The sequence below is a fragment of the Flavimaricola marinus genome (assembly GCF_900184895.1).
GTDB classification, from domain to species: domain Bacteria; phylum Pseudomonadota; class Alphaproteobacteria; order Rhodobacterales; family Rhodobacteraceae; genus Flavimaricola; species Flavimaricola marinus.
On the sequence record NZ_FXZK01000003.1, the window covers coordinates 192934 to 206552 of the forward strand.

Below are 13619 nucleotides of genomic sequence, written 5' to 3' on the forward strand. Positions count from 1 at the left end.
GTATTTGGGCGAAATTGGGCAAAGCGGGTGATGCTTTTGCGCCCATGCCGCGCTCAGAAGAAGGCTTGCAGCCCGGTCTGTGCCCGCCCGAGGATCAGCGCGTGCACGTCATGGGTGCCTTCGTAGGTATTCACGGTTTCCAAGTTTATCATATGACGGATGACCTGAAAATCGGCGGAAATCCCGTTGCCGCCGTGCATGTCGCGGGCGTGCCGCGCGATGTCGAGCGCCTTGCCGCAATTGTTCCGTTTCATCAGGCTGACCAGTTCCGGCGAGGCGGTGCCGGATTCCATCATCCGCCCCAGTTGCAGCGCCCCTTGCAGCCCGAGCGCGATGTCGGTCTGCATGTCGGCCAGCTTCTTCTGGAACAGTTGGGTCTGGGCCAGCGGTTTGTCGAATTGCTTGCGGTCCAGCCCGTATTGCCGTGCGCCGTGCCAGCAGGCCTCGGCGGCCCCCATGACCCCCCAAGAGATCCCGTAGCGTGCCCGGTTGAGGCAGCCGAACGGCCCCTTGAGCCCCTCGACGCCCGGCAGAAGCGCGTCCTCGCCCACCTCGACATTCTGCATCACGATCTCGCCGGTGGTGGAGGCCCGCAGGCTGAGCTTGCCGCCGATCTTGGGGGCAGAGAGCCCGGTCATCTCCTTTTCCAGCACGAAGCCCCTGATTTTGCCATCGTGTGCCTCGGATTTCGCCCAGACCACGAAGACATCCGCAAACGGCGCATTCGAGATCCACATCTTGGAGCCGTTGAGGATGTAACCGGTTGCGGTCTTTTTGGCGGTGGTCTTCATCCCCGAGGGGTCGGAGCCTGCGTCCGGCTCGGTCAGCCCGAAGCAGCCGATCAGCGTGCCGGCCGCCAGTCCGGGCAGGTATTTCGCCCTTTGTTCCTCGGACCCGTAGGCATGGATCGGATACATCACCAGCGAGGACTGCACCGACATCATCGACCGGTAGCCCGAATCGACCCGCTCGACCTCGCGCGCGACCAGCCCGTAGGTGACGTAGCCCGCCCCGAGCCCGCCGTATTCCTCGGGGATCGTCAGCCCCAACAGCCCGGCTTCGCCCATCTCGGCAAAGATGTCCGGGTCGGAGGCTTCGGTCATGTAGGCTTCTGTGACACGCGGTTGCAGCCGGGTCTGCGCGAATTCGCGGGCCGCGTCGCGCAGCATCCGTTCATCCTCGGTCAACTGATCCTCGAGCCGGAACGGATCGGCCCAGTCGAACGCTCCGAGCCCGGGGCCGAAGCCGCTGGCGGCGATCTTGGTGCTCTGGTTCATCGGGCGCTCCTTGGTCTGTGATTGACCAACAGGCTACTCCGCCGCAGGGGAGGCGGCAAGTCGACCGGTGGAACCGTTTTCGAGCCAGAATGACGCATCCCGCGCCGAATTCGACGCGGAAATCGGGGCTACGGCACCTCGTAGTGCGAAACGGCTACAGTTGGTAAGCAGTGGGTAATCCTGGCTTGTTATTGCATATCAGGCTCGGCAGACTGAGAAGCAGTCAGCCGAATTATCGGCTTTTATCAAAGCGGTGATTGGGAAGGTCGCCGGACATTAGGAGAAGAGAATGATTAAGAGAACATTGGCGGCGCTTGCAACGATGGCCGCGGTGCTGGGAACGTCTGCGGCGGCTTGTCCGGATTGGCAGGGCCGTCCCTATTTCGGCACCGTGGAATTGTATGCCGGTTTCTCCCCCGATCCCTATGTGCGCAATGTGACCGCCGGCGGCACCAACGATCTGGCCCGCTGTGGCCTGAACGCGGCGGGCTATGTGACCAGCCGCCCTGACTTTGACCTGTACTGGCGCGGGTCGTCTTCGCAGATGACCATCGCCATCGAGGCCCGTGCCGACGCCGTTCTGTTGGTCAATGCCCCCGACGGCAGCTGGCATTACAGCGACGATTATCGCGGCACCAATCCGGCAATCACCTTCTACAACCCCCAGGAGGGCCTCTACGATATCTGGATCGGTTCCTATGACGGTTCGCGCCGCAACCCGGCCCGCTTGGTCTTTACCGAATTCAACTACTGATCTCCTGACGGCATGAAATCGGGCGCGCCCTTTTGCGAAGGGCGCGCTTTTGCTTTGCTGCTCCTTCATCCGCGCTGCCGCTGATGCCCGGCTGTTGAATTATATGCCGCTGCCATCCACAACAGAGTATGGTGGACATCGATCCCCCCTGTTGCCTGGAGGCTGTCTCATGTCATCCGATCCGATTTCTATCCCTGCGCTCGCGCTGGACTGGCATCGTTCCGGCCGGGGCGCCGTGTTGTCGACCGTCGTCGAGACCTGGGGCTCCGCTCCGCGTCCGGTGGGTAGCCAGTTGGTGATCGACGCCGAGGGCGCGATGGAGGGCTCGGTCTCTGGCGGTTGCGTCGAGGGGGCGGTGATCCTCGAGGCGATCGAGGCACTTGGGTCCGCCGCGCCGAAACTGCTTGATTATGGTGTCAGCGACGACGAAGCCTTTGCCGTGGGTTTGGCCTGCGGTGGCCGCATCCGCGTGATTGTCGAGCCGGTGGGATCGGTCTTGCCAGAGCCGCTGCTGTCCGAACTGGTCGCCGCAGAGGCCGCCCGCCGCCCTGTCGCCCTCGTGGCTGATCTGGAGGGACCGGACCGTCATCTGGCCGACCCTTCGGCCTATCCGGACCGCTTTCGCATGGACCGCTCGGGCGTGGAGCCGGATGGCCGCACCTTTGTCGCCATTCACAACCCGCCTTTGCGCATGGTTATGGTGGGCGCCGTTCACATCGCCCAGCCCTTGGTGCAGATGGCCCGCGCCTGCGGCTATGACCCGGTCCTCGTCGATCCGCGTCCCGCCTTCGGCTCGCAAGCCCGTTTCCCCGGTGAGACTATCCTCGACGACTGGCCCGACGAGGCGCTGGCGGCCCATGGCCTTGATCCGCGCACGGCTGTCGTGACCCTGACCCATGACCCGAAGCTCGATGATCCGGCCATCAAGGCCGCCTTGGCGTCGGACGTCTTTTACCTTGGGTGTCTGGGATCGACCCGCACCCATGCCAAACGTGTGGACCGCCTGCGGGAGGCCGGCTTTTCCGAGGCGCAGATTGCCCGGATCCATGCGCCCGTCGGCCTTGATATCGGTAGCCGCAGCCCGGCGGAGATCGCCGTCAGCATCATGGCCGAGATCACCCAGACGCTGAGGCGCGGATGAGGTTCGGACCGGTTCCGGTCGCCGAGGCCGAGGGCGCCTATCTGGCGCATTCGGTCACGGTCGGGAAGGGCAAGCTCCGCAAGGGGCTTTGCCTCGGGCCGGCCGAGATCGACCTGCTGCGGGAGGCCGGGCGCGCCGAGGTGACGGTGGCGCGCCTCGATCCGGGGGACGTGCACGAAGACGCCGCCGCCGCCCGTGTCGCCTCCGCGCTCTTGGCGGGGCTTGGTGCCTCTTTGCGGGCCGGGCAGGCGGCCACCGGTCGTGTGAACCTCTATGCCCGCGAGGCGGGGCTGCTGGCGGTGGACCCCGACGCCGTGACCGGCCTCAACGCCGTCAACCCGTCGATCACCCTCGCGACCCTGCCGCCTCTGCAAAGGGTTGCGCCGGGCGATATGGTCGGGACGGTCAAGATCATCAGCTATGCTGTGCTGGAAGCGGACCTGCAAAGGGCCGCGCATCTGGCGGAAGGGGCCATAGCCTTTCGAACACCACGCCTGCGCACCGCCTGCCTGATCGAGACGCAGGTGCCGGGCCAGACCCTCGCGCCCAAGGGCCGTGCCTCTATCCGTGCCCGGCTGGAGCGGCTGAATATGACGCTGGCGCCCCGGATCGTGGTGCCACACGAGGTAGCACCGTTGGCCGAGGCGGTTGCGGCGGCGGAATCCGACCTGGTCTTGATCCTGACCGGATCCGCCACCTCCGACCTCGACGACGTCGCCCCATCGGCGGTGCGCGGGGCAGGCGGGACGATCGAACGCTTTGGCATGCCGGTTGATCCCGGCAACCTGTTGTTTCTGGGGGCGCTGGGCGGCAAGCCGGTGATCGGATTGCCAGGCTGCGCCCGGTCGCCCGCGTTGAACGGGGCGGATTGGGTTCTGGAGCGGGTGATCTGCGCCGTTCCCGTCGACAGCGCGGCGATTGCCGCGATGGGGGTGGGCGGATTGCTCAAGGACATCGCGTCGCGGCCGCGCCCACGCCGGACCCCGTCCGCCTGATCCCGACCTTGGCAAATGTCGTCAAAGTTCAGCCTTCTAAACCGGGGGGCGCCGTGATTATATCATCCGCAAAGCCGAAAGACTGACGGGAGCGCTGAATGACCGACGTAAAGATGACAGTGAATGGCCAGCCCGTTTTGGGCCAAGTCGAGGGCCGGACCCTGTTGGTGGACTTCCTGCGGACCGATCTGAAGCTGACCGGCACCCATGTGGGCTGTGACACAAGCCAGTGCGGGGCTTGTCTGGTGCATGTCAACGGGGCTGCGGTGAAGGCCTGCACCATGTTTGCCTTTGAGGCCGATGGTGCGGAGGTCACCACGATCGAGGGGATGGCGGAGCCGGACGGCTCGTTGAGCCGAATTCAACAGGCCTTTCAGGATCACCACGGGTTGCAGTGCGGGTTTTGCACCCCGGGCATGGTGATGAGCGCCGCGGCCCTGCTGAAGGAGACCCCCAAGCCGACCGAGGCGGAGGTGCGTGCCTATCTGGAGGGCAATATCTGCCGCTGCACCGGATATCACAACATTATCAAGGCGATCATGGCGGCGAGCGGTCAGGATGTCAGCGCGGCTGTGGCCTGACACGGGCCGGTGAGCGGTGCCTGTGTCAGCCCGATGCGGCGCTGATCCCGACAACCGACTGCGCGTATTTACGAGGCGAGGTGAGGGGCGACCCTCCGTCCGAGAGAAGGAAGACTTCAGATGTATGCGTTTGAGATTGAGCGCCCGACAACGATAGCAGAGGCCGTTGCGGCCTTGGCGGCGGACGAGGCGCAGGCGCTGGGCGGCGGGCAGACCCTGATCCCGACGCTCAAGCAACGTCTGGCCGCGCCCGAGACCTTGGTCAGCCTGACCGCGATACCGGAAATGCAGGGCCTGTGCATGTCGGACGAGGGCGCGCTTTGCGTGGGGGCGGCGACGACCCATGCGCGTGTCGCCGCAGAGGCGAAAGCGTTCCCGGCGCTCGCGGCTTTGGCCGGCCATATCGGTGATCCGGCGGTGCGCAATCGCGGGACCTTGGGCGGGTCCTTGGCCAACAACGACCCCTCGGCGTGTTACCCGGCGGCTGTTCTGGGAACTGGTGCGACGATCAAGACGAACGCCCGCGAGATCGCGGCGGACGACTATTTCCAAGGCATGTTCGCCACCGCCTTGGAAGAGGGCGAGATCATCACCGAGGTGCGCTTTCCGGTGCCGACCACGGCGAGTTATCAGAAATTCCTGCAACCGGCATCGCGCTTTGCCCTCGTGGGCGTCTTCGTCGCGCAATACCCCACGGGCGTGCGGGTGGCGGTGACCGGCGCTTCGGAGGAAGGCGTGTTTCGCTGGGCCGAGGCCGAGGCGGCGCTGAGTGCCGATTTCGGGGTCGAAGCTCTTGCCGGTTTGGCCGTATCGCCCGATGGGATGATCGCGGATCTGCACGGCACCTCTGAATACCGCGCGCATTTGATCGGTGTTCTGACCAAGCGGGCAGTGGCTGCAGCGATCTAGCGCCGACCAGTCGGACGCCGACAAACAAAAAGCCCGGCAAAACTGCCGGGCTTGCGTCGTCGCTATCGAAGTCAGGCCCGAGACGGGCCGATTCCGTTATTTGGTGGGGCCGATCATCATCACCATCTGGCGACCTTCGAGACGTGGCATGTTCTCGACCTTTCCAACTTCGGTGATGTCCTCGGCGACCCGTTCCAGCAGCTGACGTCCCAATTCCTGGTGCGCCATTTCACGGCCGCGGAAGCGCAGGGTCACCTTGACCTTGTCGCCGTTCTCGAGAAACTTGAAAACGGACCGCATCTTCACGCCGTAATCGTGAATATCTGTGTTCGGCCGGAACTTTACCTCTTTGATCTCAATGATCTTTTGGTTCTTGCGGGCTTCGGCCTCTTTCTTCTGGGTCTCGTATTTGTATTTGCCGTAATCCATGATTTTACAGACAGGCGGCGTCGCATTCGGCGAGATCTCGACCAGATCGAGACCGGCCTCTTCTGCCAGGCTGAGCGCCTTTTCCGGGGTCACGACCCCGACGTTTTCGCCTTCTGCGCCGATCAGGCGGATTTCGGTTCCCCGGATACGCTCGTTCACGCGGGGGCCGGTGTCACGCACGGGTGGTGCGTTGTGTGGTCTACGGGCTATGGCCTTTTTCCTTTTGGCTATTGCAGGGTTCGCAGGGGCCAAACTAGTCGTTGGTGGTGCTGGTTTCAACCCGGAAAACAAGGGGTCGCGCGGATCGCGCTTTTCCTCGGCTTTGGTTTCTGGCATAGCAATCGCGAGGCCTCAGAGGGGGCCAATGGATTGAGAACCGGAAGGATCTAACAGATGAGACGCATAGCGATTATCGTCATCGCACTGGCCGTGGCCGTGGGTGGCTATTGGGCCTACAGCCAAAATCAGGCTCGTCAGGCCGCCGAGATTGCCGCCGCCGAGCAGGCCGCCGCCGAAGCGGCTGCCGCTGCCGAAGCTGCCGCAGCAGAAGAGGCAGCCGCGCTCGCCGTCGCCGAGGCCGAAGCTGCCGCTGAGGCAGAAGCCGCCGCACTGGCCGAAGCCGAGGCCGCTGCCGCCGCGGAAGCCGAAGCTGCTGCGCTGGCCGAAGCTGAAGCCGCCGCTGCCGCCGAAGCCGAGGCTGCTGCCCTGGCCGAAGCCGAAGCTGCCGCCGCTGCCGAAGCAGAGGCTGCGGCCGCCGAAGCGGAATCCGCCGTCGAGGAAGCCGTTGACGCTGCCGAGGAAGCCATCGACGAGGCCGTGACCGAGGCCACCGAAGCTGTGGAAGCCGCAGCAGACGCAGCCACAGAAGCAGCCGAAGGTGCGGTCGAAGCCGCCGCCGAAGCAGCTGACGGAGCCGCCGACGCGACCACCGAGATGGCCGACGACGCTGCCGACGCGACCACCGAGATGGCCGACGACGCTGCCGACGCGACCACCGAGATGGCCGACGATGCCGCTGACGCGACCACCGAGATGGCTGACGACGCTGCCGACGCGACCACCGAGATGGCCGACGATGCCGCCGACGCGACCACCGAGATGGCGGAAGAGGCTGCGGGCGAAATGTCGCTCGACACGCTCCTCGACCCGGCCAATCTTGATGTCGAAGCTGTGACATCGGTGATCGAAGGGTCGAGCCTCGATGACACCACCAAGCAGACCCTGATCGGGGCCCTGGAAGGTGCGGCGAACAACCCGTTGTTGCTGAACACCGTGCTGGATCAGATCAAATCGGCGCTCGGTCAATAATCCGAAGCCAACACAAAACAAGAACGCTGCGCAGGAGACTGCGCGGCGTTTTTCATTTCAGCGGTGTTTGCGTTCAGCCGACGAAGGCTTTCTCGATCACGAATTGCTTGGGATCGGAGTTCGCCCCTTCCTCGAGACCCGCAGCCTCAAGCAGAGCCTTGATATCCTTGTTGAAATCAAGGCTGCCGCAAACCATCGCCCGGTCGGTTTCGGGGTTGAGCGGCGGCACGCCGAGGTCGGCGAAGAGCTCGCCGTTTTCGATCAGCGTGGTGATGCGGCCCATTTTGGGGCTCTCTTCGCGGGTCGTCGTCGGATAGTATTTGATCTTGGCGAGGTTCTCTTCGCCCAATAGCTCGATCATCATCTCGTCCGCCTTGAGACCCTCGATTAATTCGCGGCCATAGGTCAGCTCTGCCACTTCGCGGCAGGTGTGGGTGATGATGATTTCGTCGTAGTCCTCAAAGGTCTGCGGTTCGCGCAACAGGCTCGCGAAGGGGGCAAAGCCGGTGCCGGTGGCAAAGAAGTAGATCCGTTTGCCCGGCAACAGCGCATCATGCACCAAGGTGCCGACGGGCTTTGGCCGCAGAATGATCTGATCGCCCGGCTGGATATGCTGAAGCCGCGAGGTCAACGGGCCATCGGGGACCTTGATCGAATAGAACTCCAATTCGTCGTCCCAGGCCGGGGAGGCGATGGAATAGGCCCGCAGGAGCGGTTTGCCGTTGTCGCCCAACAAGCCGATCATCACGAACTCGCCCGAACGGAACCGCAACGAGGCCGGGCGGGTCACACGAAAGGCGAACAACCGGTCGGTATAGTGGCGGACCGAAGTAACGGTCTGCGCATCGGGCAGAGTGGGGATGGCGCGCGAAACGGGAGAGGCGTTGACGTCGGTCACTGGTTTTTGCTCGGTCATAAATGTCATGGCAGCCCCATCGGGCCGCCCTCCGTGATAGTCTGTGAGAAGGGTCAAGGAAAGGGGGTCAGGCCGAGGCGGATGCGCGCAGGCGGGCCTGATAGTCGTGGGCTTGCCAGTCGGCTCGGGCCAACCACTGCTCCTCGGGCTGTCGGGCGGCCAGTTCGTCGGAGATCTCGACCTCGTCAAAACCGGACCGGCGGGCCATGGCGTATTGATCGGCGATAACATGCCCCTTGGCGCGCAAACGGCCGGTGAACCCAAGCTCGCGCAGGCTGCGGGCGTGGGTGAAGCCACGGCCATCGGCAAAGGACGGAAATTCCGCCACGATCATGTCGACACCCTCGAGGCGTCCGGCCATAGCGGCCGGATCATCGCCGGGGGCAACCAGCACGGCCGCAGGCAGCCGGCCGTTCGCGGCGACCTCCGCCAGCGGCACAGCTACGCCTTCAAACGTGTCGGGACCAAAGCCCGTATCGGTCACAATTACGCTCATCTCTCGCCTTTCCGGGACCAGCGCCCCGCTTCTTTGGGTTCTAAATATCCACGGCCACTCGGGCGTCTCAGGCGCTGGCCTCGGGGCCGCGCACGATCTTGCCGTCGACGAAGTGGATGCCGCATTCTTCCTTGCTCAGGTCGCGCCAGCGACCGGCCCGGGGATCTTCGCCGTCATTCACACGCGTGGTGCAGGGAGCGCAGCCGATCGACGGATAGCCCTTGGCCACCATCGGATGCCGCGGCAGACGGTTCTCGGTGATGTAATCCTGCAGATCGGAACTCGTCCAATGGGCAAGCGGATTCACCTTGATCCGGATGTCGGCCTCGTTCTCGAAGAACTCGAGATTGGTCCGCGTACTGCCCTGATAGCGCTTGCGCCCGGTGATCCAGCTGTCGAACTCCTTGAGGGCGTTCTGCAGCGGCTCGGTCTTGCGCAGGGCGCAGCAGGCATCCGGGTCGTGCAGGTGCAACAGCCCTTCGTTATCCCGCTCGAACACTTGTGTCCGGTCGGCCTTGATCGTGCGCACATCCGCGAGGTGCAGCCGTTCGCTCAATTCGAGCTGATAGGTCAGCGTCTCGGCAAAGAGCATCTCTGTGTCGATGAAGATGACCGGCGTCTTTCGGGCCATCACCGAAACCATGTGCAAAAGCACCACGGATTCGGCACCGAACGAGCTGACGAGGGCGATTTTGCCCAAGTCCGCGTCGCGCAGCACCTTCTCCATCACCGAGGTGGCGGAGTGGTGTTTATAGCGCGTGTTCAGCGCCGCAATCCGTGCGGGCAGGGGGGTATCAAGCGGCATTGGCTTTGTCCTCTTGCGCCGGATAGAGCGCGGCTTTGAACGGGGCCATGCCCACCCGCCGATAGGCTTGCAGGAAGGTTTCCTCGTCCGAGGCGCGCAGTTCCAGATAGGCCAGCACAATCCGTTCGATTGCCGGCACGATTTCGTCATAGGCAAAGCCGGGACCGGCCCGCTCGCCGACGACGGCGTCTTCGGTGCCGTCTCCGCCCAGCGTGATCTGATAGTTCTCGACGCCCGCCCGGTCGAGACCGAGGATGCCGATATGCCCGACGTGGTGATGCCCGCAGGCGTTGATGCAGCCCGAGATCTTGATCTTCAGCGGCCCGATCTCGTGCTCGAGCTTCAACTCGTCAAAGCGCGTGGCGATTTCCTGGGCGACGGGGATCGACCGGGCCGTTGCCAGCGCGCAGTAGTCCATGCCGGGGCAGGCGATGATGTCGGAGATCAGGCCGATGTTCGCCGTTGCCAGATCGGCTTCCCGCAGCGCGGCATAGACCGCTGGCAGGTCCGACTTGTGCACATGCGGCAGAATGACGTTCTGCTCGTGGCTGATCCGCAGTTCGTCGTGCCCATAATCCCGCGCCAGCTGTGCCAGAACGCGCATCTGATCGGCGGTCGCGTCGCCCGGAGTGGCGCCTTGCTTCTTGATCGAGACGGAGACGATGGCGTAGCCGTCAGCCTTGTGCGCCGTCAGGTTGGTATCGCTCCAGGACCGGAACGCGGGGTTCGCGGCCTTGGCGGCCTCGAAACCTGCGGTGCTCGCCTGCTTGAAGGCCGGGGCGGCAAAGTGTTGTTCGATTTGTGCAAGCAATTGCTGGTCAAACCCGGCAAATCCCGCTTTGATCTGTTCGAATTTTGCATCGACCAACTCGCGGATCTTGTCCAAACCGTTCTCGTGAACGGTGATCTTGATCCGCGCCTTGTACTTGTTGTCGCGTCGACCGAGCAGGTTGTAGACGCTGACGATGGCTTCGACGTAGGGCAGGAGATCGGCCTTGGGCAAGAAGTCCCGCAGCACCTTGCCGACCATCGGTGTCCGGCCCAGACCGCCGCCGACGATCACTTCGAACCCCGGCTCGCCCGCGTCGTTGCGCACCATCCGCAAACCGATGTCGTGGGCGCGAGTGACGGCCCGGTCGTTCGGGCTGCCTGTGATGGCGATCTTGAATTTGCGCGGGAGGAACTGGAATTCCGGGTGATCGGTGGACCACTGCCGCAGCAATTCGGCGACCGGGCGCGGGTCTTCGATCTCGTCTGCCGCGGCGCCGGCGAAGTGGTCGGCGGTCACGTTGCGGATCGTGTTCCCGGAGGTCTGGATCGCGTGCATTCCGACATCGGCCAGTGCGTCGAGCATGTCCGGCACGTCGGCCAGCTTCGGCCAGTTGTACTGGATGTTCTGCCGGGTGGTGAAATGTCCGTAGCCCTTGTCATAGGTCTCGGCCAGATAGGCAAGTTGGTCCATCTGGGTGCTGCTGAGCGTGCCGTAGGGGATCGCCACCCGCAGCATGTAGGCGTGCAGTTGCAGGTAGAGCCCGTTCATCAGGCGCAGCGGCTTGAACTCGTCTTCGGTCAGGCTGCCGTCGATCCGGCGGGCAACTTGGCCACGGAATTGCGCGGTGCGTTCGCGCACGAATTTTTCGTCGAAGTCATTGTAGACGTACATGGATCAGACCTCTGCCTGTTTGCCGTGGGCGTAGTTGGATGGTCCGCGTGTCCGGAAGGCTTCGCGGAAATGGGTGGGCAACGGTCCGTCGTCGCCCGGCTTGGCGTCGACGAGGTAGGGGCCGACGACGACGTCGGGCTGGCCCTGTGCATGCAGCAGGCGGATCTGGGCATGGGCCTCGTCGTCGATCAGCTCGGCCTGAGCCATATCCGGCGACCAGCGGTCGTCCTCGGTCAGCCAGACGGCGTCGCCCTCGAGCAACCGGTTGGCGGTGATGACTTTGGGTGTGAAGGCGCGGCTCATAAGGCGATCTCCTGCGCTGGAAGGGTTTGCGCGATGTCGACGGCCTGACGCGGGGCGAGGCCATAGAAGGTGAGGGCGGGGCCGGTCAGTTTGGCCTCGCTGAGAGTTGGCTCCAGCCGGGCCAGCGTGGTGGCGAGCACCCGCTGGTCGGCGCGGCTGACGTTTTCGATCACGGTGACGGGCGTCGTCGGATCGGCGCCGTGCATGAGCAGCCGGCCTTGAATGAACCGGGCCGATTTCTTGCCCATGTAGATCGCGGCCACTTCGCCGGGCCGCGCCAGCGCCTGCCAGTCGTGATCGGCGAAACCCTTGGTGTCGTGCCCCGTCAGGAACCGCACGGAGGAGTTGCGCCCGCGCTTGGTCAGGCTTTGCCCCAGCGACGCGACGGCGGCGGAGGCCGTGGTGATCCCCGGAATGATCCGCCAGGCCACGCCCGCCTCGTCGCAGGCGTCGATTTCCTCGTCGAGCCGCCCGAACACGGTCGGATCCCCGGATTTCAGCCGCACGACATGCGCGCCTTGCGCCGCGTGGCTGACGATCATCTCATTGATGTCGTCCTGTGCCATCGAGGAGCCGAAGCCCTCTTTGCCCGCGTTGAGCATGATCGCCTCGCGCCGGGCCAGTTCGAGGATCTCGGGGCTGATCAGCCGATCATAGATCACCACGTCCGCTGCCTCGATCGCTTTGCGTGCCTTGAGCGTCAGCAGGTCCGGATCGCCGGGGCCGGCACCGACGAGATCGACGGAGCCTTCTTTCTGCGGCGCGTTGAGATGCTTGCTCAGCAGCGCCTTGAGCGCCGGTTCGATGGCCTCGACGCCGTCCTGTTCGAGCGTTTGCGGCCCTGTGCTGTCGTAATACTCGGACCAGAATGCCCGCCGCTTGCCCCCCATCGGCAGGGCGTCGGCGGCCTTGCGGAAGGTCTTGCCGATGCGCGCCAGAAGTCCGAGAGAGGCCGGGAGCCGCTCTTCGAGATCGGATTTGATCCGCCGCGCCAATACGGGGGCCGCGCCCTCGGTGCCGATGGCGACGACGACCGGATCGCGGTCGACGATGGCGGGGGTGATGAACTGGCTGTCGGCCAGATTGTCGACGAGGTTGGTCAGGGCGCCGTCTGCCTGAGCCAGCCGGGCGACACGTGCGTCCTCGGCCGCGTCATCGTTGGCCGCGTAGAAGAGCGAGGCGCAGAGCGCGTCGCCGGGTTCTATCGCCCGCGCGATCAACCGGATCTCGCCGCTGGCGGCGAGCCGGTGCAGCTCTGGGTCGGGGTTTGCGGCGACGACGGTCAGGTGTGCATCGGTCTTGCGCAGCAGGCGCAGTTTGGCCAAAGCCGTTTCGCCGCCGCCGGAGACGACGACCCTGCGGCCTGCCACGGCCAGAAAGATCGGAAAGTGCTGCATTGGACACCCGTTTGATTTCTAGCCTTCAATATAGAACATTGTTCTGGTTTTTGGCTACCAGTGCGGGTAGATAAGAACATATGTCCCAATATGCCGGGCATGGAGGCCTAATGTTCTGAAATCGAGGGGTGTGGCGAATGGCGTTTCGGATAGACGAGACAGATCGGAAAATCCTTGCCGAAATGCAGGCCGATGCAAGCCGCTCTCTGGATGAGATCGCCCGTGCGGTGGGCAGTTCCAAGACGCCGGTCTGGAATCGCATCCGCAAACTCAAGGAGGCCGGCGTGATCCGGCAACAGACGGTATTGCTGGACGCCGAGGCGCTTGGATACGAGGCGACGTTCTTTGTGCTGATCCGCACCAGCGAGCATGAGGCGGAGTGGCAGGCCAAGTTTCTGGCCGCCCTTCAGGCCCGCCCCGAAGTGCAGGAGGCGCACCGACTTGCGGGTGATATCGACTATATCCTGAAGGTTCGCGTTCAGAATGCCCGTGCCTATGATGTCTTTTATCAGGCCTTGATCAGCGAGGTCCGTGTGTTCAACGTGACCGCCCTGCTGAGCATGGAAGAGATCAAGTCCACCGTCGCTCTGCCATTGTGAGCGCCTTTCAAGCAGTGCGCTTCCGCGCATTCCTGATTTTTGACAT

The 13619-nt window shown here is 64.0% G+C and carries 15 protein-coding genes; 7 read left to right on the top strand and 8 right to left on the bottom strand.

Going from position 1 to position 13619, the window contains the following annotated elements:
• Positions 1-53 precede the first annotated feature (53 nt).
• A complete protein-coding gene (locus LOM8899_RS09840; RefSeq protein ID WP_093992041.1) occupies positions 54-1277 on the bottom strand; it encodes an acyl-CoA dehydrogenase in 1224 nt (407 codons plus the stop codon).
• 289 nt (positions 1278-1566) lie between these two features.
• On the opposite strand from LOM8899_RS09840, the gene LOM8899_RS09845 reads away from it, so the two are divergent.
• The 5 genes from LOM8899_RS09845 to LOM8899_RS09865 all read left to right on the top strand — a co-directional run bounded on the left by LOM8899_RS09845 (position 1567) and on the right by LOM8899_RS09865 (position 5657).
• Entirely contained in the window at positions 1567-2031 is a 465-nt protein-coding gene (locus LOM8899_RS09845) for a peptidase S1 (RefSeq protein ID WP_093992042.1), read from the top strand.
• Positions 2032-2200: 169 nt separating this feature from the next.
• Positions 2201-3172 (top strand): XdhC family protein, encoded by a 972-nt coding sequence (locus LOM8899_RS09850; RefSeq protein ID WP_093992043.1) that lies wholly within the window; start codon positions 2201-2203, stop codon positions 3170-3172.
• A complete protein-coding gene (locus tag LOM8899_RS09855) occupies positions 3169-4167 on the top strand; it encodes a molybdopterin-binding protein (protein ID WP_093992044.1) in 999 nt (332 codons plus the stop codon). Before LOM8899_RS09850 ends, LOM8899_RS09855 begins: the two co-directional genes overlap by 4 nt.
• A 98-nt stretch (positions 4168-4265) precedes the next feature.
• Positions 4266-4748 (top strand): (2Fe-2S)-binding protein, encoded by a 483-nt coding sequence (locus tag LOM8899_RS09860; RefSeq protein WP_093992045.1) that lies wholly within the window; start codon positions 4266-4268, stop codon positions 4746-4748.
• A gap of 120 nt (positions 4749-4868) precedes the next feature.
• On the top strand, positions 4869-5657 hold the full coding sequence (locus LOM8899_RS09865; RefSeq protein WP_093992046.1) for an FAD binding domain-containing protein: 789 nt from the start codon (positions 4869-4871) through the stop codon (positions 5655-5657).
• A 96-nt stretch (positions 5658-5753) separates the two neighbouring features.
• Here the strand turns inward: LOM8899_RS09865 and infC are convergent, their stop codons facing one another.
• Positions 5754-6266 (bottom strand): translation initiation factor IF-3, encoded by a 513-nt coding sequence (gene infC / locus LOM8899_RS09870; RefSeq protein ID WP_245820493.1) that lies wholly within the window; start codon positions 6264-6266, stop codon positions 5754-5756.
• Between the two features lie 213 nt (positions 6267-6479).
• Here infC and LOM8899_RS23580 point away from each other — a divergent pair, with 213 nt between their 5' ends.
• Positions 6480-7394, top strand: a complete 915-nt coding sequence (locus LOM8899_RS23580; protein WP_211096182.1) for a hypothetical protein — start codon at positions 6480-6482, stop codon at positions 7392-7394.
• A 73-nt stretch (positions 7395-7467) separates the two neighbouring features.
• On the opposite strand, the gene LOM8899_RS09880 is transcribed toward LOM8899_RS23580, so the two are convergent.
• The 6 genes from LOM8899_RS09880 to cysG all read right to left on the bottom strand — a co-directional run bounded on the left by LOM8899_RS09880 (position 7468) and on the right by cysG (position 12974).
• Positions 7468-8310 carry a ferredoxin--NADP reductase gene (locus LOM8899_RS09880; protein ID WP_093992277.1) on the bottom strand — a complete coding sequence of 281 codons (843 nt, stop codon included), beginning with the start codon at positions 8308-8310 and terminating at the stop codon, positions 7468-7470.
• Between the two features lie 67 nt (positions 8311-8377).
• Positions 8378-8806: a DUF934 domain-containing protein gene (locus LOM8899_RS09885; protein ID WP_093992048.1), complete on the bottom strand. Its 429-nt coding sequence runs from the start codon at positions 8804-8806 to the stop codon at positions 8378-8380.
• 67 nt (positions 8807-8873) lie between these two features.
• A complete protein-coding gene (locus LOM8899_RS09890) occupies positions 8874-9611 on the bottom strand; it encodes a phosphoadenylyl-sulfate reductase (RefSeq protein ID WP_093992049.1) in 738 nt (245 codons plus the stop codon).
• Positions 9601-11274, bottom strand: coding sequence for a nitrite/sulfite reductase (locus LOM8899_RS09895; RefSeq protein WP_093992050.1), 1674 nt, complete (start codon positions 11272-11274; stop codon positions 9601-9603). Before LOM8899_RS09895 ends, LOM8899_RS09890 begins: the two co-directional genes overlap by 11 nt.
• Before the next feature lie 3 nt (positions 11275-11277).
• Positions 11278-11577, bottom strand: a complete 300-nt coding sequence (locus LOM8899_RS09900; protein WP_093992051.1) for a DUF2849 domain-containing protein — start codon at positions 11575-11577, stop codon at positions 11278-11280.
• Positions 11574-12974: a siroheme synthase CysG gene (gene cysG / locus LOM8899_RS09905; RefSeq protein WP_093992052.1), complete on the bottom strand. Its 1401-nt coding sequence runs from the start codon at positions 12972-12974 to the stop codon at positions 11574-11576. Before cysG ends, LOM8899_RS09900 begins: the two co-directional genes overlap by 4 nt.
• A gap of 137 nt (positions 12975-13111) precedes the next feature.
• Here cysG and LOM8899_RS09910 point away from each other — a divergent pair, with 137 nt between their 5' ends.
• A complete protein-coding gene (locus tag LOM8899_RS09910) occupies positions 13112-13573 on the top strand; it encodes an Lrp/AsnC family transcriptional regulator (RefSeq protein ID WP_093992053.1) in 462 nt (153 codons plus the stop codon).
• Positions 13574-13619 lie beyond the last annotated feature (46 nt).

Bases quoted from the DNA above. Each gene is read 5' to 3' on its own strand.
- LOM8899_RS09900 (WP_093992051.1), bottom strand. From the start codon at position 11,577: ATGAGCCGCGCCTTCACACCCAAAGTCATCACCGCCAACCGGTTGCTC.
- cysG (WP_093992052.1), bottom strand. From the start codon at position 12,974: ATGCAGCACTTTCCGATCTTTCTGGCCGTGGCAGGCCGCAGGGTCGTC.
- LOM8899_RS09910 (WP_093992053.1), top strand. From the start codon at position 13,112: ATGGCGTTTCGGATAGACGAGACAGATCGGAAAATCCTTGCCGAAATG.
- LOM8899_RS23580 (WP_211096182.1), top strand. From the start codon at position 6,480: ATGAGACGCATAGCGATTATCGTCATCGCACTGGCCGTGGCCGTGGGT.
- LOM8899_RS09850 (WP_093992043.1), top strand. From the start codon at position 2,201: ATGTCATCCGATCCGATTTCTATCCCTGCGCTCGCGCTGGACTGGCAT.
- LOM8899_RS09885 (WP_093992048.1), bottom strand. From the start codon at position 8,806: ATGAGCGTAATTGTGACCGATACGGGCTTTGGTCCCGACACGTTTGAA.
- LOM8899_RS09840 (WP_093992041.1), bottom strand. From the start codon at position 1,277: ATGAACCAGAGCACCAAGATCGCCGCCAGCGGCTTCGGCCCCGGGCTC.
- LOM8899_RS09865 (WP_093992046.1), top strand. From the start codon at position 4,869: ATGTATGCGTTTGAGATTGAGCGCCCGACAACGATAGCAGAGGCCGTT.
- LOM8899_RS09845 (WP_093992042.1), top strand. From the start codon at position 1,567: ATGATTAAGAGAACATTGGCGGCGCTTGCAACGATGGCCGCGGTGCTG.
- LOM8899_RS09895 (WP_093992050.1), bottom strand. From the start codon at position 11,274: ATGTACGTCTACAATGACTTCGACGAAAAATTCGTGCGCGAACGCACC.
- LOM8899_RS09890 (WP_093992049.1), bottom strand. From the start codon at position 9,611: ATGCCGCTTGATACCCCCCTGCCCGCACGGATTGCGGCGCTGAACACG.
- LOM8899_RS09860 (WP_093992045.1), top strand. From the start codon at position 4,266: ATGACCGACGTAAAGATGACAGTGAATGGCCAGCCCGTTTTGGGCCAA.
- LOM8899_RS09855 (WP_093992044.1), top strand. From the start codon at position 3,169: ATGAGGTTCGGACCGGTTCCGGTCGCCGAGGCCGAGGGCGCCTATCTG.
- LOM8899_RS09880 (WP_093992277.1), bottom strand. From the start codon at position 8,310: ATGACCGAGCAAAAACCAGTGACCGACGTCAACGCCTCTCCCGTTTCG.